This window comes from Thauera sp. ZXT1-4, from assembly GCF_052598215.2.
On sequence record NZ_JBQWSN020000008.1, the window covers coordinates 1 to 22,881 of the forward strand.

22 protein-coding genes, 1 tRNA gene and 1 pseudogene are annotated in these 22,881 nt (G+C 64.7%); 14 read left to right on the forward strand and 10 right to left on the reverse strand.

The features are described 5' to 3' along the window. Positions 1-55: 55 nt before the first annotated feature. Together ACUH78_RS08240 and ACUH78_RS08245 are read left to right on the forward strand one after the other, a co-directional pair. Positions 56-1,474 (forward strand): annotated as a pseudogene (locus ACUH78_RS08240) (sodium:solute symporter family protein); the annotation flags it as partial. Between the two features lie 153 nt (positions 1,475-1,627). Next, on the forward strand, positions 1,628-2,017 hold the full coding sequence (locus tag ACUH78_RS08245) for a hypothetical protein (RefSeq protein ID WP_418363489.1): 390 nt from the start codon (positions 1,628-1,630) through the stop codon (positions 2,015-2,017). A gap of 106 nt (positions 2,018-2,123) precedes the next feature. Here ACUH78_RS08245 and ACUH78_RS08250 read toward each other — a convergent pair whose 3' ends face one another. The 8 genes from ACUH78_RS08250 to ACUH78_RS08285 form a co-directional block, all read right to left on the reverse strand. Beyond that, positions 2,124-2,384 (reverse strand): DUF4212 domain-containing protein, encoded by a 261-nt coding sequence (locus ACUH78_RS08250; protein WP_418363488.1) that lies wholly within the window; start codon positions 2,382-2,384, stop codon positions 2,124-2,126. 61 nt (positions 2,385-2,445) lie between these two features. Next, positions 2,446-4,500, reverse strand: a complete 2,055-nt coding sequence (gene fusA / locus ACUH78_RS08255) for an elongation factor G (protein ID WP_445333268.1) — start codon at positions 4,498-4,500, stop codon at positions 2,446-2,448. A 110-nt stretch (positions 4,501-4,610) separates the two neighbouring features. Then, a complete protein-coding gene (locus tag ACUH78_RS08260) occupies positions 4,611-6,236 on the reverse strand; it encodes an MFS transporter (protein ID WP_445333208.1) in 1,626 nt (541 codons plus the stop codon). A gap of 80 nt (positions 6,237-6,316) precedes the next feature. After that, entirely contained in the window at positions 6,317-7,051 is a 735-nt protein-coding gene (locus ACUH78_RS08265) for an LrgB family protein (protein ID WP_418363486.1), read from the reverse strand. Beyond that, positions 7,048-7,410 carry a CidA/LrgA family protein gene (locus ACUH78_RS08270; RefSeq protein WP_435749529.1) on the reverse strand — a complete coding sequence of 121 codons (363 nt, stop codon included), beginning with the start codon at positions 7,408-7,410 and terminating at the stop codon, positions 7,048-7,050. Before ACUH78_RS08270 ends, ACUH78_RS08265 begins: the two co-directional genes overlap by 4 nt. Positions 7,411-7,544: 134 nt before the next feature. Next, positions 7,545-8,480 carry a nucleoside recognition family protein gene (locus ACUH78_RS08275; protein ID WP_445333209.1) on the reverse strand — a complete coding sequence of 312 codons (936 nt, stop codon included), beginning with the start codon at positions 8,478-8,480 and terminating at the stop codon, positions 7,545-7,547. Positions 8,481-8,525: 45 nt separating this feature from the next. After that, entirely contained in the window at positions 8,526-9,488 is a 963-nt protein-coding gene (locus ACUH78_RS08280; protein WP_445333210.1) for a DMT family transporter, read from the reverse strand. A 5-nt stretch (positions 9,489-9,493) separates the two neighbouring features. After that, on the reverse strand, positions 9,494-10,276 hold the full coding sequence (locus ACUH78_RS08285; protein WP_435749526.1) for a sulfite exporter TauE/SafE family protein: 783 nt from the start codon (positions 10,274-10,276) through the stop codon (positions 9,494-9,496). 395 nt (positions 10,277-10,671) lie between these two features. Between ACUH78_RS08285 and ACUH78_RS08290 the strand changes: the two genes are divergently transcribed. Then, positions 10,672-10,747, forward strand: a tRNA-Thr gene (locus ACUH78_RS08290). 83 nt (positions 10,748-10,830) lie between these two features. On the opposite strand, the gene ACUH78_RS08295 is transcribed toward ACUH78_RS08290, so the two are convergent. Then, complete coding sequence (locus tag ACUH78_RS08295) at positions 10,831-11,085, reverse strand: hypothetical protein (RefSeq protein ID WP_445333211.1); 255 nt, start codon at positions 11,083-11,085, stop codon at positions 10,831-10,833. 276 nt (positions 11,086-11,361) lie between these two features. On the opposite strand from ACUH78_RS08295, the gene ACUH78_RS08300 reads away from it, so the two are divergent. The 10 genes from ACUH78_RS08300 (at position 11,362) to ACUH78_RS08345 (ending at position 20,782) form a co-directional block, all read left to right on the forward strand. Continuing rightward, positions 11,362-12,129: a 3-hydroxyacyl-CoA dehydrogenase gene (locus ACUH78_RS08300; protein ID WP_418363480.1), complete on the forward strand. Its 768-nt coding sequence runs from the start codon at positions 11,362-11,364 to the stop codon at positions 12,127-12,129. Between the two features lie 157 nt (positions 12,130-12,286). Next, a complete protein-coding gene (locus ACUH78_RS08305; protein WP_445333212.1) occupies positions 12,287-14,776 on the forward strand; it encodes a heavy metal translocating P-type ATPase in 2,490 nt (829 codons plus the stop codon). An 18-nt stretch (positions 14,777-14,794) separates the two neighbouring features. Then, entirely contained in the window at positions 14,795-15,022 is a 228-nt protein-coding gene (ccoS, locus tag ACUH78_RS08310) for a cbb3-type cytochrome oxidase assembly protein CcoS (protein WP_418363478.1), read from the forward strand. A 374-nt stretch (positions 15,023-15,396) separates the two neighbouring features. Beyond that, positions 15,397-16,827 carry a cytochrome-c oxidase, cbb3-type subunit I gene (gene ccoN, locus ACUH78_RS08315; protein ID WP_418363477.1) on the forward strand — a complete coding sequence of 477 codons (1,431 nt, stop codon included), beginning with the start codon at positions 15,397-15,399 and terminating at the stop codon, positions 16,825-16,827. 15 nt (positions 16,828-16,842) lie between these two features. Further along, complete coding sequence (gene ccoO, locus ACUH78_RS08320) at positions 16,843-17,478, forward strand: cytochrome-c oxidase, cbb3-type subunit II (protein ID WP_418363476.1); 636 nt, start codon at positions 16,843-16,845, stop codon at positions 17,476-17,478. A 14-nt stretch (positions 17,479-17,492) separates the two neighbouring features. Beyond that, positions 17,493-17,681, forward strand: coding sequence for a cbb3-type cytochrome oxidase subunit 3 (locus ACUH78_RS08325; RefSeq protein ID WP_418363475.1), 189 nt, complete (start codon positions 17,493-17,495; stop codon positions 17,679-17,681). After that, a complete protein-coding gene (gene ccoP, locus ACUH78_RS08330; RefSeq protein WP_418363474.1) occupies positions 17,674-18,564 on the forward strand; it encodes a cytochrome-c oxidase, cbb3-type subunit III in 891 nt (296 codons plus the stop codon). The genes ACUH78_RS08325 and ccoP overlap by 8 nt, the downstream gene beginning before the upstream one ends. Positions 18,565-18,660: 96 nt before the next feature. After that, complete coding sequence (gene ccoG / locus ACUH78_RS08335; protein ID WP_445333213.1) at positions 18,661-20,085, forward strand: cytochrome c oxidase accessory protein CcoG; 1,425 nt, start codon at positions 18,661-18,663, stop codon at positions 20,083-20,085. A gap of 1 nt (position 20,086) precedes the next feature. After that, positions 20,087-20,599, forward strand: coding sequence for a FixH family protein (locus ACUH78_RS08340; protein WP_445333214.1), 513 nt, complete (start codon positions 20,087-20,089; stop codon positions 20,597-20,599). Between the two features lie 30 nt (positions 20,600-20,629). Continuing rightward, positions 20,630-20,782, forward strand: a complete 153-nt coding sequence (locus ACUH78_RS08345; protein ID WP_418363471.1) for a DUF3149 domain-containing protein — start codon at positions 20,630-20,632, stop codon at positions 20,780-20,782. Between the two features lie 74 nt (positions 20,783-20,856). Here ACUH78_RS08345 and ACUH78_RS08350 read toward each other — a convergent pair whose 3' ends face one another. After that, positions 20,857-21,300: a universal stress protein gene (locus ACUH78_RS08350; RefSeq protein WP_418363470.1), complete on the reverse strand. Its 444-nt coding sequence runs from the start codon at positions 21,298-21,300 to the stop codon at positions 20,857-20,859. 125 nt (positions 21,301-21,425) lie between these two features. On the opposite strand from ACUH78_RS08350, the gene ACUH78_RS08355 reads away from it, so the two are divergent. Next, positions 21,426-22,835, forward strand: a complete 1,410-nt coding sequence (locus tag ACUH78_RS08355; protein ID WP_445333215.1) for an MBL fold metallo-hydrolase RNA specificity domain-containing protein — start codon at positions 21,426-21,428, stop codon at positions 22,833-22,835. Positions 22,836-22,881 lie beyond the last annotated feature (46 nt).

A 22,881-nucleotide genomic window follows, 5' to 3' on the forward strand; every position in this document is an offset into this window, starting at 1 on the left:
ATCATGCGCTGGGGCTCGCGGAGCGGGTACGCGCTGAAGACAACACGGATTCAGGACCTACGTGATCGGCCAGATGACTGGCGTCGGCGTGGCCTTCTCCCGCTTCCTGGGCGTGAGCAACGAGACCGGCATCTACCTCGGCATGGGCATCGTGTTCGCCTACGCGGTGTTCGGCGGGATGAAGGGCATCACCTACACCCAGGTGGCCCAGTACATCGTGCTGATCCTGGCCTACACCATTCCGGCGATCTTCATCTCCCTGAACCTGACCGGCAACTTCCTGCCGCAGCTGGGTCTGGGCGGTTCGCTGGTCGGCACCGACACCACCCTGCTCGAGCGCCTGAACCAGGTCGTGGTCGACCTCGGCTTTGCCGAGTACACCACCTCGGTGCCGGGTAGCAAGCTGAACATGTTTGTCTACACGGTGTCGCTGATGATCGGTACCGCCGGTCTGCCGCACGTCATCATCCGCTTCTTCACGGTGCCGAAGGTTTCCGACGCCCGTTACTCCGCAGGCTGGGCGCTGGTCTTCATCGCCATCCTGTACACCACCGCGCCCGCTGTTGCCGCGATGGCCAAGTACAACCTGCACAAGACGGTCAACGTCGCGATCGAAGCCAACGGCGACCTGTACGCCGCGGAGTCGAGCCTCAAGTACGACGAGCGTCCGGACTGGATGTCGCGTTGGGAGAAGACCGGCCTGCTGAAGTGGGAAGACAAGAACGGCGACGGTCGCATCCAGTACTACAACGACAAGACCAAGAACGCCGACGTGCTGGCCAAGGCCGAGCAGGCTGGCTGGAAGGGCAGCGAGCTGACGGTCAACGCCGACATCATGGTGATGGCCAACCCGGAAATCGCGCTGCTGCCGAACTGGGTGATCGCGCTGGTTGCCGCGGGCGGTGTGGCTGCTGCGCTGTCGACCGCTGCCGGTCTGCTGCTGGCGATCTCTTCGGCGGTGTCGCATGACCTGGTGAAGAACGTGTTCGCGCCCAACATGTCGGACAAGAACGAGCTGATGGTCGGCAAGATCTCGATGGTGTTCGCGATCGTGCTCGCCGGCTACCTCGGTCTGAACCCGCCGGGCTTCGCGGCCGGTACGGTGGCGCTGGCCTTCGGTATTGCGGCCTCGTCGCTGTTCCCCGCGATCATGATGGGCATCTTCTCCAAGAAGATGAACAAGGAAGGCGCGATCGCCGGCATGCTGTCCGGTCTGTTCGTGACCCTGTTCTACGTGTTCGCACACAAGGGCATCGTGTTCATCAAGGGCACCGAGTACCTCGACCTGATCGGTGGTGCGAACAGCTTCTTCGGCATCACGCCGGAAGCCTTCGGTGCGATCGGTGCGCTGGTGAACTTCATCGTCGCCTTCGCAGTGGATAAGGTCACGAAGGAGCCGCCGGAGCACATCCAGCACCTGGTGGAAGAAGTCCGCATCCCGCGTGGCGCCAAGGCGGTGGATGGCGCGCACTAAGCAGTTCGCAGCATGAACCCGGTCCGTCACCCTCGGGTGGCGGCGGGAACGAAAGCCCCGCCTGCGTCTCTCGATGGCGGGGCTTTCCATTTTGTGGCACCTTGCCACAAGGGCTCCCGGCATCCGCGGCGCCCGCAGTGACTGGAGCAGCACATGGTTTTCGACATCAGCATGGCAGTGACCTGGATCCTCTTCCTGGCCCTGTTTCCGATCGCCTTTTTCTGGCTGCGGCGCGCCTGGCGCATCCTGGTCAAGCGCGATTTCTCCGAGGTTGCGCTCAAACGCGGCCTGCCCCCCGCCAATCCTGCGAAGTTCGCGCCCTTCACCGCGGTCATCAACCTCGTGTGCGGGGTGATCGTCGTGTTCGTGATCTTCGGCGTCGTTACCGCACGGCTCGACTACGACACCTGGAGTTCGACCGCAGGCATCACGATCTGGAGCAAGTTCCTGCTCGACTTCATCCTCAGCCGTCACGCGCACCCGATCGAATGGGGGCGCAAGAAGAAGGCGGCCGACGAATCGGCCGTCTCGCAGGGAAAGTAAGACAGGGTCAGCAATCTGCCGCGCGTGCCGGCATGCGCGGCACGCGCCTGTGAGGCCCAGTCTGCCCATGAGCCCCGGGCTGGGCGTTCCTCCGCGATGCGGTCGTTCAGCGCCGCCCGTCGACGCGGAAGCGTCGATCCATGCGATTCATCACGGTCACGTAGACCACGATGATCACGAGATACACGATCAGCGCACCCTGGGCGAAGATGTAGAAGCCGAGCGGAAAACCCAGAAACTCGATCTGGTTGAGCGCCTCCGCGTAAAAGCCGGCGACGAAGGTGGTGCCGAACCACAACGTGAGCAGCGCGAGCGTCAGCCACAGGTTGCGGCGCCAGTAGGCGCGTTGCAGGTCGGATCGGTTCATGGTTGCTTGCGCGGCTTCTGCGATGTCGGCCGGCCCGGTTGCCCGAGCCGGCGCTGCGGGCTCAGTGCGCGCCGTTTTCGCCACCATTGGCGTGGGCACGCGCGAGTTCGGATTGTACGTCCTGCGGCGCGGGCTCGTGACCGCCTGCTTCGAGCACGAATTCGCTTTCCCCCGCGCAGATCGCCTTCAGCCGGCTCTCGAAGCCTTCGAGCGCCGCCATCGGTACACGCGCCGAGATCAGCGTCCATCCGGGCGCCGGGCTGTCGGTGGCGGTGAGGCGGCCGCGCCGGCCGGCGAGCTCGGCGCTGACTTCACCGAACAGCGCGTCCGCCACCTTCACCTGTACGTCGAGCAGGGGTTCGAGCACCACGGGTCGCGCCGCGAGCACGGCTTCGATCAGTGCATGGCGGCCTGCGGTGACGAAGGAGACCTCGTTCGAATCCACCGCGTGATGCTTTCCGTCCGTGACCACGACGCGGAGGTCCTGTAGCGGGAAGCCGGCCAACGCCCCCTCGGAGAGGGCCTGGCGCACACCCTTTTCGACCGCAGGCATGAAGTGGGTCGGAATGGTGCCACCCTTGACCTCGTCGCCCAGCTCGATGCCGGCGCCGCGCGTCAGCGGCTCCACCCGCAGGGCCACTTCACCGAACTGGCCGGCGCCGCCACTCTGCTTCTTGTGGCGGTAACGCGCCTCGGCGACGACCGTAATCGTCTCACGATACGGAATACTGGGTGTCGCCGTGTCGAGCTGCAGGTTCCAGCGTGCCGACAACTCGTCGAGCACGATCTTCAGGTGTTGCTCGCCCAGACCGCGCACGACGGTACGCCGGTTGCGGCTGTCGAAGCTGACCTCCAGGCACGGATCCTCTTCCATCAGCCTCGCCAGCGCTTCGGACAGCTTCTGCTCGTCGGCGGGCTTGCGCGTCATCAGCGCGAGCCCGAACACCGGCTGCGGCCAGGCGGCGGGCGCGAGGTGGTAATAATCCTCGTCGTGGGAGTCGTGCAGCACGGCGTCGCGGCAGACCTCGTCCACGCGCGCTACCGCACACAGATCGCCCGGAACCGCGAGCGTGCTCTCCACCGTGTTCTTGCCTTGCATGCGGAGCAGGTGCGCTACCTTGAACGGCTTGCGCCCATCGCCCACGTAGAGCAGCGAGTTGGGTGTGACCTGTCCCTGATGGACGCGGAACATGCCTAGCTTGCCGCGATAGGGGTCGTTGGCGATCTGGAAGACATGGGCGACGACGTGGCGTTCGGGATCGAGCGCGAGTTTCACCGCCTCGGCCGCGGCGCCTTCACCCTTGAGGAAGGCGGGCGGGTTGCCCTCGGTGGGGTCGGGTGCGAGCTTGCCGAGGATGTCGAGCAGTTCGCGCACGCCTGCGCCGCTGCGCGCGGAGACGAAGCACACGGGCACCAGATGGCCTTCGCGCAAGGCCTGCTCGAAGGGCGCATGCAGCTGCTCGGGGTCGAGGGATTCGCCCTGCTCGAGGTACTTCGCCATCAGATCCTCGTCCAGCTCGACGACCTGGTCGACGATCGCGTCGTGCGCGGCGGAGGGGCTGGAGAAGGCGGTGGCCGCGGCATTGTCGGGGGCGAAGAAGCAGTCGATCACGCGGCTGCCGTCGGCGGAGGGCAGGTTGATCGGCAGGCATTCGCGGCCGAAGGCGGCCGCGATTGAATCCATCAGGGCGCCGAGGTCGGTGCCAGCCGCATCGATCTTGTTGACCACGATCATGCGGCACTTGCCTTGCGCGGCGTCCATCATGCGCCGCGTCCCGCTCTCGATGCCAGCGGCGGCGTTGATCGTGACCAGGGCGGTGTCGACGGCGGGCAGGGCAACGAGTGCGCGACCGGCGAGGTCAGGCAGGCCCGGGGTGTCGAGCAGGTTGATCCAGTGTCCCGCCCACTCGAGGTGGACCAGTGCCGAATGCAGGGAGTGGCCCATGGCCTTCTCCTGCGGGTCGAAATCCGCGACGGTGTCGCCGCGCTCGACGCTGCCCGGAGCGTTGATCTCGCCGGCGGTAGCGAGCAGGGCTTCGACCAGGCTGGTCTTGCCGCTGCCGGTATGGCCGAAGAGGGCCAGGTTGCGGATGTCGTGAACCGAACTGGGTGTCATCATGGACCTCGCTTTTCTTGTTTGTGCGGGATGCCCTCAAGTGTCCGCTTGCTTCGATCCGAAGGCAATGCGCGCGCTCGGTCGAATGCTCGTCTGCGCTACGCTTCGGGTCAGGCGCTGCGCAGTCGGGTGATGCGGGTGAAGAGGATGGCGCCCAGCGGCAGCGCGAGCCCGATCAGCGTGACGGTGATCAGCAGGGCACCGAGTTCGCCGTAGTCTGCGGGCGTGGTGACCGCGCCCGTCACCGCATCCTTCACTTCGCGCGTAATCGTGTACAACTGGTTGAGGTACTTGGTACCCAGTTGCGAGGCCGACAGCGCGAGGTTGGTGAAGGACGCCATCACCGCGAAGAAGGTGGCCTTGAGGTGCGGCGGCGCGGAGTTTGCGATCCACGCCAGCATCGGCACCATCGAAACCTGGCCGAGCGGGGATTCGAGCGCGGTGTTGGCGATCGCGATGAAGCGCGCGTCGACCACGCCGCCAGTGTGCGCCGCGGTCCAGTCGTGCAGGCCGTGGAACATGCCGATGATCGGGAGCGAAAGCAGTGTGCTGGCGACGGTGAGGAAGATCACGATGTCGGCGATCGACTTCTCGGCCATGAAGCGGCGGAACAGGAACAGGCCGGCGAGTGTGAGCGTGCTGGTGATGAGGTCCAGCCGCGACAGGAAGCTCTGGTCGAAGCCGAGCGCGTCGATCATCCACCAGCTCGCCCCGGCGCCCGGGCCGGGCAGGGCGCGGAAGGCGAAGATGATGATCACCGTGCCAAGCAGGGTGCGCGCGGCCTCGGGCGAGAGTTCGCGCAGCAGGCGGCTGATCATGACGCCGATGATCGCGAACGAGGTGGCGAAGATCACCTCCTGGCCGTACTTGAAGCCCGACAGCCCGATGCCGATGGTGAGGGCAACGAAGACCGCGCTGCCACCGAGGATCCACCAGTTGGGCGCGGTCTTCCCTTCCGGGGCGTGGAGCAGGCGGTCGATCTCGGCGCCGCTGCGCCCGAGTGCGGCGAGCCGCCGGGCCTCGCGGCGCTTGAGGAAGCCGCCGAGCAGCACACCGCTGACCGACAGCAGCGGGATGATCAGCGCGAGCTCGTAGATGCGGAGGTAGATCGCGACCTTGTCGGCCTCGGGCAGGTTCTCGGAGCCCTGGAACATCGCTACGTTGGCGAGCGACACCAGCACCGTGCCGCCGATGATCGCCACCCGGCCGAGCATCTGCATGGTGGTGTGCATCAGGCGGATGGTCTCCGATGCAATCGGATCGCCGCGGGTGTCCAGGCGCGGCACCGCCTCGACCGTCATCGCATCGGCCACCGCGTCCTGCATCACGTAGCCCACCGGCGACAGCAGCACCGACAGCACGAACCAGGCCTCGATCGGCATCACCGCACGCATCGCGTCCGGGCTGCCGATGAGCCCGATCATGATCAGCAGGCTGGCGGCGATCAGGCTGGCGCCGAGGTAGACCAGCCCGGCCTTGTGTCGCCACATGAGGTCCACCAGGTGGCCGATGGGCATCTTCAGCGCCCACGGGATGCCTGCCCAGAAGCCGAGCGCGGCGAGGAAGGCGGCCGACAGGCCAAGGTAGTCCTTGACGAAGAAGGTGCCGACGATGCCGGTGAGGCCGGATACCCCCGCCGCGCAATACACCATCAGCGGCGGCAGGTAGGAGAGCCGCATCTCGCGGCCGAGTTCGAGCAGGTTGCGGTCGATCCAGCGGTAGATGGCGTGCAGCACTCGGTCGGTCTCGCGGCTGGGGTTAGGTTGCGTTTGGGGTGGGTCCGGGTTCTGCGGGGGCTCGCGGGCCCTGGATGGGATCAGCCCGCGAACAGGCGCTCCACCCAAGGCATGATCCAAGGCAGGGACAGCGCCGTGACCAGACCGTTCAGTCCCATCGCCAGCGCGGCGAAGGCGCCTGCCTGCTCGCTGACCTGAAATGCGCGGGCCGTGCCGATGCCGTGCGAGGCGATGCCGATTGCGAAACCATGCACCGCGTGGTCGCCCACATGCAACCGGCGCAGGATGGCACGCCCGAACACCGCACCGATGATGCCGGCGCTGATCACCAGCACCGCGGTGAGCGAGGGCAGGCCACCAATGCGCTCGGCTACGCCCATGGCGATGGGTGTGGTGACGCTCTTGGGGGCGAGTGACATCAGTGACTCGCGGCTGCCACCGAGCAGTGCGCCGATGCCCCAGGCCGAGAGCGCGGCGGTGAGTGAACCCGCGACGAGTGCGACCAGCAGCGGCGCGGCCATGGCCTTGAGTTTGGGCCATTGGGCGTATAGTGGAATTGCCAGCGCCACGGTGGCTGGGCCGAGCAGGAAGTGTACGAACTGCGCTCCGTCGAAGTAGGTCTGGTAGGGCGTGCCGGTCGCCAGCAGCAAGGTGGCCAGGATGGCCACGCTGATCAGCACCGGGTTGGCGATGGGGTGGAAGCCGGCGCGCCTGTAGATCCAGAACGCGGCCTGATAGGCGAGCAGGGTGAGCGTAAGCCCGAGCAGCGGCGAGGCGGAGAGATAGACCCAGATCTCCTCGAGGTTCGGGTTCATTGACGATTCTCCACCGTCGGCTTGCGCCCGCGCGTGAGTGCCTTCAGTACCAGCGCGGTCACCGCGATCGCGAGAAAGGTGCTGACGAAGAGCGATACCAACAGCGGCAACCACTCGGCAGCGATGCGGTCTCCGTAGAGCACGATGCCGGTGCCGGCCGGCACGAACAGCAGCGACAGGTGCTGCAGAAGCTGGCCTGCCGTCTGCCGCAGGTTCTCGCCCGGTCCCCCGCGCAGCATCAGCGCGAGAAAGAGCAGGGCCATGCCGATCACCGGGCCGGGGATGGGCAGCGCGAAGCCGCGAGCGATTACCTCGCCCGCAAGCTGAAAGACGAGAAGCATAGTCAGGGCGGCGATCATCGCGAGGGCTCCGGGCGAGGATTGGGTCGAGTGTCGTAACGAGGGGGCGTGACGATCATCGTGATTGGGGCGGCGGCGAGTGCGGTGTCGAGCGTGAACGGCGGTGCGGTGTGCGACCGGATGAAGGCGACAGGCTACAGCAGCCCGTGCCCGAGGGTGCGCACAAGGATGCCGACCGTGGCGCCGAGCGCAGCGGGTTTCCACACCGCCGCCACGCGCCGGCCCGCCGAGATCAGCACCGCGACGCCAGCGACGTCGAAGGGATGGATCAGGAAGCCCGCGCTCGCGTTGAGCGTGGCCACCGTGGTTTCGCCGTTCTTGAGCAGTTCGTCCATCACGCCCATCATCGCCGTGCCGCCGGCGATGTATTTGGTCAGCGTAAGCAGGATCAGCGCCGGGTCGAGATCGAAGGCGCGCAGCAGCGGGGTGAGCAGGGTGGTGAGCAGGTCGATGCCGCCGGTGGTGCGCAGCACCATCACCGCCACTAGCGCCAGCACCAGCATCGGGATGGCGCCGACCGAGATCTTGAAAGCCTCTGCGCCGGCGCGGTTGATCACGTCCAGTACGCCCTTGGCATCGTCGGCGACGCGGTGGTGCAGGGTCTCGTCCACCGTCGTCTCGACGTTCGAAAGCTTGCGACCGAAGACGTGGAAGGTCACGGCGGCCGCCACCAGGCCGCCAATGGCTGACAGCAGCAGCGCCGGACCGAAGGCCAGCCCCATCGCCGCCATGGGAAAGGTTACGTTGGCCTGCGCCATGGCCATCACCATCGCCAGCGTGGCGGCAAGGTGCCGGTCGGAGGCGCCGCGGCCTTCCATCATGGTCAGGGTCGCCACGGGGGCAGCGAAGCTGACGAAGTGAATCTGCAGCGCGGCGAAGACACCCAGACCGGTCAGCCCAGCCGGGCGCAGCAGGGGCGCCAGCCGGGCCACCAGCCAGTCGAGGATGCCGCGCGCCTCGAGCAGTCGCATCAGCGACAGCATGACGACCATGATTGGCAGCAGGATAAAGAGCGAGAGTTCGACCGCCGAGCGGCCGGCCTGGAGGATGATCTGCGTCAGTTGATCCATGCTTGTCCGAAGCCCCCGGTTGTGAAACATTCGGCGTGTGCGGCCTCAGCCTTGCGCCGCACGCCCTCTGCGACGGAAGACGCGTACGCCGCCGAGCACGCCCACGACCAGCAGGCCGATGCCTGCTGCCTCGCCCGCCGTGGGCCAGCGGCCATACCAGAGAAACGCATAGAGTAGCGCCGACAGGGTCTCGAACACGATCAGCTGGCCGACCAGGGCGGCTGGCAGCAGATGGCTGGCCTTGTTCCATAACAGGGTCCCGAGCCAGGATGCGGCCAGGCCCAGCAGCAAGCTCATCAGCACGAAGCGTATCGGCTGCGGCCCGAGCGGCCAGTCGTAGGCTGGCGCCCCGGCGCCCAGGTTGTTCCAGATCCAGTAGCCTGCGCCCGCAAGCAGGGCGACCGGCAGCGTGGCCAGGCCCTGCGCCGTGGCCCAGGCGCGCGACAGGCCGGGGCCGCGCGCGCGCAGCCAGCGACTGTTGCGGATCGGGTACCAGGTCCAGCATGCCAGCGCAATGAGCGCGAACACGAGGCCCAGGGCGTAGCGGCCCTCGGTTGCGGCCTGCTGCCCGCCGCCCGAGTGCACTGCGAGCAGGCCGGCGAGGATCAGTGCGAGCGGCATGCCGAGCTGCAGCCAGGGCACGCTGTCCTCGCCGCCGCCGCGCCGGCGGTCGAGCAGGTTGGCGCTGATCGCGATGACGACCGGCAGCGTGCCGATGATCAGGGTCGGTACGGGTGCGCCGGCGAACTGGATCGCGCTCGACAGCGTGGCGTAATAGAGCAGGTTGCCGATCAATGCGAGCTTGGCCGCTTCCAGCCAGTCGGCGCGGGTGAGGCGGGCGAGAGCTGCGCGGTCGAACCAGGCCAGCCCGAGCGCGAGCACGCCGAAGGCCAGGTAGCGTCCCACTGCGAGCATGAAGCCGGGGTAATCGGCAAGCACGAGCGGGGTCAGGAACACCAGCCCCCATAGCAGACCGGCGCCGAGCGCGGCGGACAGGCCGACCAGCATCGCGTTCAGAGCGTCTTGCCGAAGTAGTACACCGTCAGCAGCCCGCCGACGGTGATGATGAAGCGCCGCAGCCAGATCGCAGGCAGCCTGCGCGCCATCGCCGCGCCCCAGTAGCCGCCGAGGGTTGCGGTGAAGAGCATCACCAGGGTGTGGGGCCAGGATACCGCGTTCGCGATCACGAACGTGCCCACCGCGACGCTGTAGATTACCGCGGAGAGCCAGTTCTTGAGCGCGTTGATCTCGTGCACGTCCTTGAAGCCCTGGATCGCAAGCGCGGCGATCATCAGGATGCCCATGCCGGCACCGAAGAAGCCGCCATAGATCGACACCACAAGCTGGAAAGCGTAGCCGCCTGGTCCGATGTGGCGCTCATCCGTCCCGGCAGGCGCAGGCTTCCATTTCTTGACGAGCGCGGAGATCTGCGTGCTGAAGGCGAAGAGTACGGTGGCGATCAGCAGCAGCCAGGGGATCAGTTGCGCGAAGGCCGCGTTGGAGGTCGCAAGCAGCAGCAGGCCGCCAGCGATGCCCCCTACGAAGGCGACCACGGACAACATAGGCAGGCTTTTCGAGAAGCGCTTCAGTTCGCGCCGGAAGGCCCAGGCCCCTGCGAGGCTGCCGGGCCACAGCGACACCGAGTTGCTGGCATTGGCGATTACGGGTGGCACGCCGATTGCGAGCAGGGCCGGAAACGAAAAGAAGGTGCCGCCGCCCGCGACTGAGTTCACCGCACCAGCGGCAAATGCAGCGATGCCGATGAGGGCGATGTCGAAAAAGTCGAGGCCGAGCATGTGAAGTTTCGAATGGGGCAGGGTGCAGCGGTACGCACGCGGGAGAGCGGCGTCGCGGACGCTTTCGGCGCGGCTACCGCAAGGGGATTCCCTTGCGGTGCTGCGTTCTTGGATGCGGGCTTGTCTCCTCCGCCCTTCGATGTCGCCCATTCTAGTAGAGTTGTATTCAGAAAAATAGAATCGTCTGATAATTTTGCTTATGGCAAAGGAGGTTGTGCGGGCTTGGGGGCTTGTGTCTTGGTGAGGCCGTGCCGTGCGTCCCATCGCAGCCTCCCTGGTGAGCAATGAAACCGGACAGATCACGTGCTACAAGTCCGGACAGTTTATGTGCTCCCTACAATTTGCGTTTATGGTGTTGCTGCCGACCGGGATCCGGGGTAAGATCCGCGCCCTTAGCCGGTGTAGCTCAGTTGGTAGAGCAGCGCATTCGTAATGCGAAGGTCGGGGGTTCGACTCCTCTCACCGGCACCAGAATCAAGCAAAAGGGCCCGTCAGTGATGACGGGCCCTTTTGCTTGCCGCCTCTGGCGGAGTGCATCGAGGATGTGCGGTTCGTCAGCCGTGGCTGCGTAACTCGCTTTTCGCGGTGTCGAACAGCCCCAGGATGCCGCTGAAGGCGTTGGCGCTTACCGCGGGATCGTAGCGCGCGAACAGCGCTTCCTGCTTCTTGCGCGCGGCTGCGGGCTGTTCGTGAAGAATCGCCTCGCGTTCGGCCATGATCTCCTCGCACATCCGGCGCGTGACAAACAGGAAGGGAATGGGGTGAAACAGGCCGTCGCCCTTTTCGGTATGAAAGCGTGGCATGGTCATCGCGTGCTCCTCCTTATAACCGCGGTCGCGGTTCGCGCCTCCCTTTGGTTCAGGGAGTTCGTGGTTCGGTTCATTCTTGCTCGAATTATCTCAGCACTTCTCCCTCGTGGCTGTGCGCTGGTTCGCGGTGGGCGCTGGATTGCAGACCTTCAGGACGCACTGCGATCTGACAGCCCCTCATGGCGATGTTGACGTTAACGTAAACGCAAACTATGTTCTCTACCGGTCGCCCAGACAAAGGGGCGAGTCTGGAGTCTTTGAACGGAGAGGGTGCGAATGCAGATCGAGAATGGCGTTTTCGTGGTGACGGGCGGTGGTTCTGGCTTGGGTGCCGCGACGGCCCGCATGCTGGTCGAGGCAGGGGCGAAGGTGGTGCTTGCCGATGTGAACAAGGAAGCTGGCGAGGCACAGGCGGTGGCGCTTGGCGATGCCGCTGTGTTCGTCGTGACCGATGTGGCCGATGCGGCCAGCGCGAAGGCCGCGATCGATACCGCGGTGAGCCGATTCGGCCGTCTGACCGGTCTGGTGAACTGCGCCGGCGTGGCGCCGGCCGAAAAGGTCGTTGGGCGTGAGGCGCCGCACAAGCTCGAGAGCTTCGCGCGCACGGTCTCGATCAATCTGATCGGCACCTTCAACATGCTGCGCCTTGCGGCAGATGTGATGAGCAAGGCCGAGCCCGACGCAGGCGGCGAGCGCGGCGTGATCATCAACACCGCATCGGTTGCCGCCTACGATGGTCAGATCGGGCAGGCTGGTTATGCATCGTCCAAGGCGGGCGTGGTCGGGCTCACCCTGCCGGTCGCGCGCGAGCTCGCGCGCTACGGCATCCGCGTCATGACGATTGCGCCAGGCATCATGGAAACGCCCATGTTGATGGGCATGCCGCAGGAGGTGCAGGATGCGCTCGGAAAGATGGTGCCGTTCCCTTCCCGCCTAGGCAAGCCCGCGGAGTACGCTGCGCTGGTGCGCCATATCGTCGAGAACGCCTACCTCAACGGTGAGGTGATTCGTCTCGACGGCGCAATCCGCATGGCGGCGAAGTAAGCTCTTCTGGCGTTGCTGCGCGCGCGTTCGAACGCGCGCGCAGCAACCTCATGTTGCAGTGCAATGGCCGGGTCGGGAGAAATGTGCTAAAACCCGTGCTCCTTCACGACCCGCCCCGGGGTGCAGCGCGCGCCGGGGCGGTTTCTCATTGCCGCACATGATGCCCGCCGAACACACTGCTCCCGTGGCCAGCGAGGCCGTTGATACCGACTGCTATCACTGTGGTCTGCCCATTCCGTCCGACACGGATCATTACGTGCGCATCGACGGCCGCAGCCGGCGCATGTGCTGTGTCGGCTGCGAGGCCGTGGCGCAGTCCATCGTGGACAATGGCCTGGTCGACTACTATCGCCACCGCGACGCGATGCCCGAGACGCGCCGCGAGGCCATGCCTGCCGAGCTCCAGGAGCTCGGGCTGTTCGACCACCCCGACTTCCAGAAGAGCTTCGTGCGGCCCGTGGGCGAGCACGAACGCGAGGCTTCGCTGATTCTCGAGGGCATTACCTGCGCGGCCTGCGTGTGGCTCAACGAAAATCATGTCGCACGCCTTCCCGGCGTGTCGGCGATCCAGATCAACTACGCGACCCGGCGCGCCCGCGTGCGCTGGGATGAGCGCAGGATCAAGCTTTCCGACATCCTCGCCGCGATCCAGGGCATAGGTTATCGTGCCTATCCCTACGACGCAGAGCGCTCGGAGCAGGTCGCGAACCGCGAGCGCCGCTCGATGCTGTGGCGGGTGTTCGTCGCCGGCTTCGGCATGATGCAGGTCATGATGTACGCCTTCCCCGTCTATGTGGCGGGCGAGGGCGACATGAGCTGGGACATCGAGCTGTTGCTGCGCTGGGCGAGTTTGCTCCTGACTCTTCCGGTGGTGCTGTATTCGGCAGCGCCCTTCTTCCAGCGTGCGTGGCGAGATGTGCGCCTGCGCCGGCTGGGGATGGATGTTCCGGTGGCGGTCGGGGTCGGCAGCGCCTTCCTCGCCAGCCTTTGGGCGACGCTGACCGACGGGCCGGAGGTGTACTTCGACTCGGTGACCATGTTCGTGTTCTTCCTGCTCGGTGGGCGCTACCTCGAGATGGTGGCCCGTCAGCGCGCGATGCGCGGCGTGGAGGAGCTCGGCAAGGCGCTGCCTTCCTTCGCCGAGCGCGTCGAGGGCTGGCCCGCCAGCGCAGTGGGCGAGAGGGTGCCGACTTCGCAGTTGGTGCCCGGTGACGTGCTGCGGGTGCGCCCGGGAGAGGTGTTCCCGGTCGATGGGGTGGTGCTCGAGGGTGAGGGTGAGGCGAATGAAGCCCTGCTCACCGGCGAGAGCATGCCGGTCCCCAAGCGTCCGGGCGACCGGCTGACCGGAGGCAGCATCAACGTTTCCTCGCCGCTGCTGCTGCGGGTGGAGCAGGTGGGCGATGCGACGCGGCTTGCGGCCATTCGCAGGCTCATGGAGCGCGCGGCCAGCGACAAGCCGCGCATAGCCACGCTGTCGGATCATGTGGCCGCCTGGTTCATCGTCACCCTGCTGGTGCTGGCGAGCGGGACCGGCGTGGCCTGGTACATGGTCGACCCGGATCGGGCTCTGTGGATCTTCGTCTCCGTGCTGGTCGTGGCGTGTCCGTGCGCGCTGTCGCTGGCGACACCGACTGCGCTCACGGTCGCGACCGATGCCATGGCGCGCCTGGGCGTGCTGGTCACGCGGGGACATGCGATCGAAACCCTGGCGAAGGCCAATCACTTTGTGTTCGACAAGACCGGTACGCTCACCCACGGCCGCATGCGCCTGGAGGAGGTGCTGCCGCTCGGGGCACATGAAGGCCGTGCAGTGCTGGTGCTTGCGGCGGCGCTGGAGCAAGGCTCCGAGCATCCGGTAGCTGCTGGCTTGCGCGAGGCGGTCGAAGGTGACCGCCTGCCGGTGGCGGTGGATGTGCGCGCCGAAACCGGTCAGGGTATGGTCGGTACCGTGGCCGGTGAGAAGATGTGGATCGGTCGTCCAGACTATGTGGCCCGGTCCACGGGGCTCGAGTTGCCCGGGGCGCTGGATGCGTTCGCTGTGCGGGGCGGAACGGTGGTGGCGCTTGGTACCGCGTCGGGTTGGCTGGGTGCCTTCCGCCTCGCAGACCAGGTGCGCGACGAGGCTCCGCTGCTGATGCGCCGGCTTGGCGGGGAGCGCGTGCACACCGGCATGCTCTCCGGTGATGCGGAGACGGTCGTTGCCGACATGGCGCGGCAACTCGGCATCGAGGATGCGCGCGGGGGGCTCAGTCCGCAGGGCAAACAGGAGGCCATCGCGGCAATGCAGAAGGATCGCAACGCAATCGTGGCGATGGTGGGGGATGGGGTAAACGATGCGCCGGTGCTGGCGCAGGCGCATGTGTCCATCGCGATGGGTGGCGGCACCGACCTTGCGCGCAACCAGGCCGACATCGTGCTGCTCAGCGAAAACCTGTCCAGCCTCGGACGCAGCATCGACCTCTCGCGCAAGACTTTGCGGATCATCCGGCAGAACCTGTGGTGGTCGTTCGCGTACAACTTCACCTCGGTGCCGCTGGCCATGGCCGGCCTGGTGACGCCCTGGATGGCAGGCATCGGCATGGCGGCGAGTTCGCTGCTGGTGGTGCTCAACGCCATGCGCCTGCAGCGTGTGCCGGCCGCGCGTTGAGTGTGCGAGGAAAACAGCATGGAAAGCCTCTATCTTCTGATTCCCCTCTCGGTCGTGCTGGTGTTCGTCATTGGCGTGCTGTTCTGGTGGTCCCTGCGCAGCGGTCAGTATGACGACCTGGAGGGGCCGGCCTACCGTTTGCTGATGGATGATCGCGATGAAGCGCCGATGGATGAGAAAGCCCCCGTCGATAGCCGGCATGAGCTGCCGGAGGATGGAGAGAAACAGCGCGACAACCGGGGGTAGGGGCCGATAAATGTTGATCTAGGTCAACATCGACTTTTGGGTCCGCGGCACAATACGACCCATGGTGAGTTTTGCGGCAAAGGCTGTGATGGCCGCAACACCCGGGTTTTTTGTCTCTCTGTTGGGGTTGGGGGTGCGTGAATGCGCACCCTTTTTTTTGGGGTCCGGGTGGGGTGTCCGGACACGCTTGCACCTGGCTTTGGAGTTGGTCTAGGTCCAAGTTTCTCTTCCTCACCTAGCTCGCCTGAAATACAATGTTGATCTATGTCAAATGGCCCGATCATGCTGAAGTTAGGCTGATTCGGCTGGGCAAGAAGCGCGGCGTCGGGAGCTGCCGCGCCGGGGTCGGTTTTTAAAACGAAGAGGTGACTCACATGCAATCGCAAGCGACTTATAACTACAAAGTCGTGCGCCAGTTCGCCATCATGACGGTGGTGTGGGGCATCGTGGGCATGCTGGTCGGCGTCATCGCCGCAGCACAGCTCGTGTGGCCAGAACTGAACGTGCACGAATTCCTGCATTTCGGCAGGCTCCGTCCGCTGCACACCAACGCGGTGATCTTCGCGTTCGGTGGCTCGGCGCTGTTTGCGACGTCGTACTATGTCGTGCAGCGCACCTGTCACACCACGTTGTTCTCTCCCGGTCTGGCGGCGTTTACCTTCTGGGGCTGGCAACTGGTGATCGTGCTCGCTGCGATCACGCTGCCCCTAGGCTATACGTCCTCCAAGGAATATGCCGAGCTCGAGTGGCCGATCGACATCCTGATCGCGATTGTCTGGGTGTCCTATGCCGTGGTTTTCTTCGGCACCATCGCCAAGCGCAAGGTTTCGCACATTTATGTGGCGAACTGGTTCTTCGGCGCTTTCATCCTTACCGTGGCGTTGCTGCACATCGTCAATAGTGCAGCGATCCCTGTCTCGCTCTTCAGCATGAAGTCCTACTCGGCCTATGCGGGCGTGCAGGACGCGATGGTCCAATGGTGGTACGGCCACAACGCGGTCGGTTTCTTCCTGACCGCAGGCTTCCTCGGCATGATGTATTACTTCGTGCCGAAGCAGGCCGACCGTCCGGTGTATTCCTACCGTCTGTCGGTGGTGCACTTCTGGGCGCTGATCTTTACCTACATGTGGGCCGGTCCGCACCATCTGCACTACACCGCGCTGCCTGACTGGACTCAGTCCGTCGGCATGGTGTTCTCGCTGATCCTGCTCGCGCCGTCCTGGGGTGGCATGATCAACGGCATCATGACCCTGTCGGGTGCCTGGCACAAACTGCGCACGGACCCGATCCTGAAGTTCCTGGTCACCTCGCTGTCCTTCTACGGCATGTCCACCTTCGAAGGCCCGATGATGTCGATCAAGACGGTCAACGCGCTGTCGCACTACACCGACTGGACCGTCGGCCACGTGCACTCCGGCGCGCTCGGCTGGGTCGCGATGATCTCCATCGGCTCGGTGTACTTCCTGCTGCCGCGCCTTTACGGCAAGAGCGAGATGTACAGCGTCAAGCTGATCAATGCCCACTTCTGGATCGCGACCATCGGTATCGTGCTCTACATCGCGTCGATGTGGATCTCGGGCGTGATGCAGGGGCTGATGTGGCGCGCGACCAATGCGGACGGCACGCTTACGTATTCCTTCGTGGAATCGGTCAAGGCCAGCTACCCGTTCTGGACCATCCGCTTCATCGGTGGTGCGATGTTCCTCGGCGGCATGCTGATCATGTTCTACAACATGGTGAAGACCATCGCCGGCCAAAAGGCCTATGACGCCCCGGTGCTCGCGCCTGCGGCTGCCCACGCCTGATCGGAGAACAACAACATGGCTCAATCCAAACACGAAAAGATCGAACGCAACGTATTCCTCATGATCGTGTTCACGCTGCTTACCGTCAGCGTGGGCGGTCTAGTGGAGATCGTGCCGCTGTTCTTCCAGCACTCGACCACTACCGCGATCGATCAGAAGGGCAATGCACTCGACGTCAAGCCGTACGATCCGGTTCGCCTCGTTGGCCGCGACATCTATGTGCGCGAAGGCTGCTACAACTGCCACTCGCAGATGATCCGTCCGTTCCGCGCCGAGACCGAGCGGTACGGCCACTACTCGGTGGCGGGCGAGTTCATCTACGACCACCCGTTCCAGTGGGGCTCCAAGCGCACCGGTCCGGATCTGGCGCGTGTGGGCGGTCGCTACTCGGACGAGTGGCAGCGTGTTCACCTGCTCAACCCGCGTGACGTGGTGCCCGAGTCGAACATGCCGGCCTTCCCCTGGCTGGATCGTCCGATCCAGGGCGACGACATCCAGGACCGCATGCGTGCGCTCAACAAGGTGGGTCTGCACAAGTACAGCGACGAAGAGATCGCCGCGGCACCTGCTGCACTCGAGGGCAAGACCGAACTCGACGCCATCGTGGCCTACCTGCAGGGCCTCGGTACCGCGATTTCCCACTTCCGATAAGGAGGGCGTGCGCCGTGGATATCAACGACATCCGGAGCTTGCTCACCGTTCTGGGGCTGCTGTGCTTCCTGGCCATCGTCGCCTGGGCTTACAGCAAGCATGCCAAACCGGGGTTCGACGCTGCGGCGCGCCTGCCTCTGAGCGATGACGACCTGCCGGCCCGGGGCGGCCGGCAAGACCAAGAGGAAAAGAAAAATGGCTGACTTTATCAGCGGTTTCTGGAACATGTATGTGATGGTCCTCGTGGCCCTCTCCATCCTGTTCTGTGTGTTCGTGCTCGTGTCGAACATGACCCGGCGCGAGAAGGGGCCGGTCGAGTTGCACGGTCACGTGTGGGATGAGTCGCTGGCGGAGTACAACAACCCGCTGCCGCGCTGGTGGATGTATCTGTTCTGGATCACCATCTTCTTCGGCATCGGCTATCTCGCGATCTACCCGGGCTTCGGCTCCTTCAACCAGCACCGCGGGCAGTGGGCGCAGTACGACGCCGAAATGCGGGCGGGCGAAGAGCGCTTCGGCCCTGTGTTCGCGAAGTATCGCGAGATGGACGTGATGGCGGTGGCGGCCGAGCCCGAAGCCGTGGCGATGGGGCAGCGCCTGTTCCTGACCTACTGCCAGCAGTGCCACGGTGCCGCGGCACAGGGTGCCAAGAGCTTCCCGAACCTGACCGACGGCGCGTGGCTGTGGGGCGGCGAGCCGGACAACATCCGCGAGACCATCACCAACGGCCGCAACGGCATCATGACGCCGTTCGGCGCGGTGCTGGGTTCGGACGGTGTGAAGGACGTTGCCAACTACGTCCGTTCCATGAACGGGCTGGCGCACGATTCGCTGCGCGCTCAGCGTGGCAAGGATCTGTTCGACACCAACTGCATCGCATGCCACGGTGCGGATGCCAAGGGCAACCCGATGCTCGGCGCGCCCAACCTGACCGACAACAACTGGCTCTATGGCTCGACCGAGTCGACGATCATCGAGACCATCACCCATGGCCGCAACAACAAGATGCCGGCTTTCGGTGATTTCCTCGGCGAGGACAAGGTTCATATTCTCACGGCCTACGTGCTGAGCCTGAACAAGAAGTGATCGTTTCAAGCAGGGTGTAGTCCAGCCCCGGGAGGAGGGGGTCCTCCCGGGGTTTCCATAACAACAAAAAGAACAAAAAACACTGGTACAAAGGCCATGAACAGCCCATCCCCTGAGCCGCGCAAGGCGCAGCAAGCAGACTCTTCCCAGGACACGCTTTACGCTGCCCGCAAGAAGCTCTTCGTCCGTTCCGTGACCGGCATTTTCGCCAACTGGCGCTGGGCGCTGGTGTGGATCACGCAGATCATCTTCTACGGCCTGCCCTGGCTGAGTTGGAACGACCGCCAGGCCGTCCTGCTCCATCTCACCGAGCGCAAGTTCTACATCTTCGGCTGGGTGTTCTGGCCGCAGGACGTGTTCTTCCTCGCCATCCTGCTCATCATTTCGGCCTACGCGCTGTTCTTCTTCACCGCGATCGCCGGCCGCCTGTGGTGCGGCTACGCCTGTCCGCAGACGGTCTACACCGAGATCTTCATGTGGATCGAGCAGAAGATCGAAGGCGACCACGTCCGCCGTCAGAAACTGGACCAGGCGCCGATGAGCGCCGGGAAGGCGCTGCGACGCGGTGCGAAGTACCTGGTCTGGATCCTCGTGTCCTTGTGGACCGGGTTTACCTTCGTTGGCTATTTCTCTCCGTTGAGCGAACTGCTCGCGTCCGTGACGTCTTTCAATTTCGGGCCGTGGGAAACGTTCTGGATCCTGTTCTACGGTGGCTTCACCTATCTCTTCGCCGGTGTCATGCGCGAGCAGGTGTGCAAGTACATGTGCCCGTACGCGCGTTTCCAGGCGGTGATGTTCGATCCGGACACCCTGGTCATCACCTATGACGAGGCGCGCGGCGAGCCGCGCGGCACGCGGAAGAAGGGCATCGACCCGCGTACCGTCGCCAAGGGAGACTGCATCGATTGCGGCATCTGCGTGCAGGTGTGCCCGACCGGGATCGACATCCGTGATGGGCTGCAGTACGAGTGCATCGGCTGTGCCGCATGTATCGATGCGTGCGACCAGGTCATGGACAAGATGAACTATCCGCGCGGCCTCATCCGTTACTCCACCGAGAATGCGATGAAGAACCGCTGGGGCCGCAAGGAGATCATCGCGCATGTGCTGCGTCCCCGTACCCTCATCTACGGCGGCATCCTGATTCTGATCTGCCTTGCCTTCGTGTGGGGGCTCGCAGCGAGGGAGCCGCTGCGCATGGATGTCCTGCGTGACCGCTCGTCGCTTGGGCGTGAGGTTGAAGGCGGAATGATCGAGAACGTCTATCAGTTGCAGGTCATGAACATGACCGAAGCGGCGCGCAGCTTCCGTCTCGAGGTGTCGGGCCTGCCGGGTATCCGTCTGGGCGGCAGCGAACAGATCCAGGTCGCGCCCGCCGCGGCACAGTCGGTGACCATGCAGGTGCTGGTGCCCTACGACCAGGGGCAGCCCGGTGCCAACACGATTCACTTCCAGGTCACTGCCGAGGATGATCCTTCGCTGACCCTGAAGGAACAGACCACCTTCCTGATTCCACGCTGACATGTCCACTCACCACTCGACCGAGAATCCCGTTCAGCCCTGGTATCGTCAGGGCTGGCCCTGGTTCCTGATCATGTTTCCCGCCATCGCTGTGGTGGCGGGGATTGCCACCTTGGTGATCGCCGCCAGGACCTTTGACGGCATGGTGGTGGATGATTACTACAAGGAAGGTCGCGCGATCGTTCAGACGATCGGGCGCGTCGAACATGCACGTGAGCTGGGCATGCGGGCAGCGCTCAAGGTGCGGAGCAGTTCGATCCGGGTTGAACTCGGTGCGCGCGATGCAGCGAACTTGCCCCAGCGCTTGCTGGTGACGGTTGCACACCCCACACGTGGCGGGCTCGATCAGGTCGTCATTGCCGAGCGCGCCGATGGGGCCTACGAGGCCCGGCTGGCGCCGCTATCGACCGGGCGCTGGCTGTTTGTCATAGAAGATGAGACCCGAAGCTGGAGAATGGACGGGTCCGCATACCTCCCTGCAGAGACGGAGATCCTTATTGATCCGAACGTCTGATTTACCCACTGACTGCAGAGGAGTCACATCATGGCATGGGAGTTGTTGCTGACGAGCGATATTGGCTTGCTGAGCCTGTTCACGATCGTCTTCATTCTCGGTATGGCCCTTTACCTGTACCGCTTCGCCAAACGTCATATGGCGGAGGACGAGCAGAAAACCCGGCTGGAGCGCGGTGGCTAGACTGTCCACGCCCCATAAGCAGAACGGCCCGCGATGCGGGCCGTTCTGCTTATGGGGCGTGGACAGCGCAGTGTTCAGCGGTACACGAGCACGGGGGTCTTGCTGTGCGTGAGCACCTTCTGCGTCTCGCTGCCAAGCAGCAGCCCTGCGATCCCGCGGCGGCCGTGCGAGGCCATGAAGATCAGGTCGCAGCCATGGCGGTCAGCGGCATCGATGATCGCTTCGTACGGGACTTCGTTCACGGCGGTGTCGGTCCCGGCAGCGACACCGGAGGCATCGGCCACACTCTTCGCTTTGGCGAGAATCGATTCGGCCTCCGCCGCCGCGGATTTCGCGAACTGCTCCGGCGTGGTAGGGTCGATCAGTGCACCTTCGCCGTAGATCGGCATCGGGAAATCAGGCTGTGCGTAGAAGAACGTGATGCGTGCACCGGCTTCCTTGGCGAAGGATACTGCGCGGGCGACGGTGCTTTCGGACAGCGCCGAGCCATCGGTCGGGACGAGGATGTGCTGGAACATTACGGGGACTCCTTGTTGAGCGTTACGCGTCGATTATAGCGACGACTCGGTATCCATACCGATTGATCGTGATCAAACCGGCGTGCAATCCTGCGGGGCACAGTGTAGGCAGATGGAGGTGTTCCATGAAGCTGACTTTTTATGGTGCGGCAGGCGAGGTGACCGGGTCGTGCCTCCGGGTCGATCATGCGGGCGGGAGCTTCCTTGTCGATTGCGGCTTGTTTCAGGGCGGGTGTGAGGCCGATCGCAAGAACCGCGAGGCGTTGGACTTCGATCTTTCGCAGATCGACTTCGTGCTGCTCACGCACGCTCACCTCGACCATACCGGTCTCGTCCCCCGGCTGGTTTCGCTGGGGTTCAAGGGGCGGTTTCATGCGACCGCGGCGACGGTTGACCTGCTCGGCGTGATGCTTCTCGACTCTGCCTACATCCAGGAGAAGGAAGCCGAGTGGGCCTTGCGCAATGCGCGCTCGCGCAAGGCACGGCGTGGCGCCGAGCAGGGGCCGCTCTACACGGTGGAACAGGCGCGGGCGAGCCTGCGCCGTCTGCATGCGGTCGACTACGGCGAGCCCGTCGTCCCCGGCAAGGGGGTCCGTTGCTGGTTCCGCGACGCCGGGCATATCCTCGGCTCGGCGATCATCGAGATCGACATCGAGGAGAAGGGCCACGCCCGGCGCCTGGTTGCCTCGGGCGACCTCGGCCAGCCGATGCGCCCGGTGTTGCAGGATCCGGCGCGAATTCGGGCCGCGGACTATCTCTGCATCGAGTCCACTTACGGCAACCGAGCGCACCGTCCTTTCCAGTCGACGCTGGATGAACTCGCCCAGGTGCTGCACCGGACGCTCGAAGTCGATGGCGGCAATGTGATCATTCCCGCATTCGCGGTGGGGCGCACGCAGGAGATCCTGTTCGTGCTCGCCGACCTCGTGCGCTCCGGGCGCGTGCCTCGCCTCGACGTGGTCGTCGACTCGCCCATGGCCTCGATGGTGACCGAACTCACCGTCCGTCATGACAACCTGTGGGACGACGAAACGCGCGAGCTCTACGCGTGGGTTCAGCATCATGCAGACCGATTCCACCTGCGCTTCGTCCAGGACGCGGAGGAGTCGATGGCGCTCAATGCGGTACAGGGCGGACTCGTTATCGTCTCGGCAAGCGGAATGTGCGACGCTGGGCGCGTCAAGCATCACCTGCGGCACAACATCGGGCGGCGAGAATGCGCGATCGTGATCGCCGGCTTTCAGGCGGCGGGCACGCTGGGGCGGCGGCTGGTCGATGGGGCCCGACAGGTGACGTTGTTCCGCGAGCGCATTCCGGTGCGTGCTCGCATCCATACGATCGGCGGGCTTTCGGCCCATGCCGACCAGCCGGCGTTGCTGCACTGGTTGCGCGGTTTCGAACGTCCGCCGCGCAGAACCTTCATCGTGCACGGCGAGGCTGCGGCCTCGGCGGCTTTCGCGGAAGCCATCGAGGGCGAGTTCGGCTGGCCTGAGGTGGCGGTGGCCGAGCCGCAGACGCCCTACACATTGGATTGAACGAAATGCAGAGGCAGACGACGATGGCGAACGCAAACGGCAGCAG

Bases quoted from the DNA above. Each gene is read 5' to 3' on its own strand.
- ACUH78_RS08245 (WP_418363489.1), top strand. From the start codon at position 1,628: ATGGTTTTCGACATCAGCATGGCAGTGACCTGGATCCTCTTCCTGGCC.
- ACUH78_RS08250 (WP_418363488.1), bottom strand. From the start codon at position 2,384: ATGAACCGATCCGACCTGCAACGCGCCTACTGGCGCCGCAACCTGTGG.
- fusA (WP_445333268.1), bottom strand. From the start codon at position 4,500: ATGACACCCAGTTCGGTTCACGACATCCGCAACCTGGCCCTCTTCGGC.
- ACUH78_RS08265 (WP_418363486.1), bottom strand. From the start codon at position 7,051: ATGAACCCGAACCTCGAGGAGATCTGGGTCTATCTCTCCGCCTCGCCG.
- ACUH78_RS08270 (WP_435749529.1), bottom strand. From the start codon at position 7,410: ATGATCGCCGCCCTGACTATGCTTCTCGTCTTTCAGCTTGCGGGCGAG.
- ACUH78_RS08275 (WP_445333209.1), bottom strand. From the start codon at position 8,480: ATGGATCAACTGACGCAGATCATCCTCCAGGCCGGCCGCTCGGCGGTC.
- ACUH78_RS08280 (WP_445333210.1), bottom strand. From the start codon at position 9,488: ATGCTGGTCGGCCTGTCCGCCGCGCTCGGCGCCGGTCTGCTATGGGGG.
- ACUH78_RS08285 (WP_435749526.1), bottom strand. From the start codon at position 10,276: ATGCTCGGCCTCGACTTTTTCGACATCGCCCTCATCGGCATCGCTGCA.
- ACUH78_RS08295 (WP_445333211.1), bottom strand. From the start codon at position 11,085: ATGACCATGCCACGCTTTCATACCGAAAAGGGCGACGGCCTGTTTCAC.
- ACUH78_RS08300 (WP_418363480.1), top strand. From the start codon at position 11,362: ATGCAGATCGAGAATGGCGTTTTCGTGGTGACGGGCGGTGGTTCTGGC.
- ACUH78_RS08305 (WP_445333212.1), top strand. From the start codon at position 12,287: ATGATGCCCGCCGAACACACTGCTCCCGTGGCCAGCGAGGCCGTTGAT.
- ccoS (WP_418363478.1), top strand. From the start codon at position 14,795: ATGGAAAGCCTCTATCTTCTGATTCCCCTCTCGGTCGTGCTGGTGTTC.
- ccoN (WP_418363477.1), top strand. From the start codon at position 15,397: ATGCAATCGCAAGCGACTTATAACTACAAAGTCGTGCGCCAGTTCGCC.
- ccoO (WP_418363476.1), top strand. From the start codon at position 16,843: ATGGCTCAATCCAAACACGAAAAGATCGAACGCAACGTATTCCTCATG.
- ccoP (WP_418363474.1), top strand. From the start codon at position 17,674: ATGGCTGACTTTATCAGCGGTTTCTGGAACATGTATGTGATGGTCCTC.
- ccoG (WP_445333213.1), top strand. From the start codon at position 18,661: ATGAACAGCCCATCCCCTGAGCCGCGCAAGGCGCAGCAAGCAGACTCT.
- ACUH78_RS08340 (WP_445333214.1), top strand. From the start codon at position 20,087: ATGTCCACTCACCACTCGACCGAGAATCCCGTTCAGCCCTGGTATCGT.
- ACUH78_RS08345 (WP_418363471.1), top strand. From the start codon at position 20,630: ATGGCATGGGAGTTGTTGCTGACGAGCGATATTGGCTTGCTGAGCCTG.
- ACUH78_RS08350 (WP_418363470.1), bottom strand. From the start codon at position 21,300: ATGTTCCAGCACATCCTCGTCCCGACCGATGGCTCGGCGCTGTCCGAA.
- ACUH78_RS08355 (WP_445333215.1), top strand. From the start codon at position 21,426: ATGAAGCTGACTTTTTATGGTGCGGCAGGCGAGGTGACCGGGTCGTGC.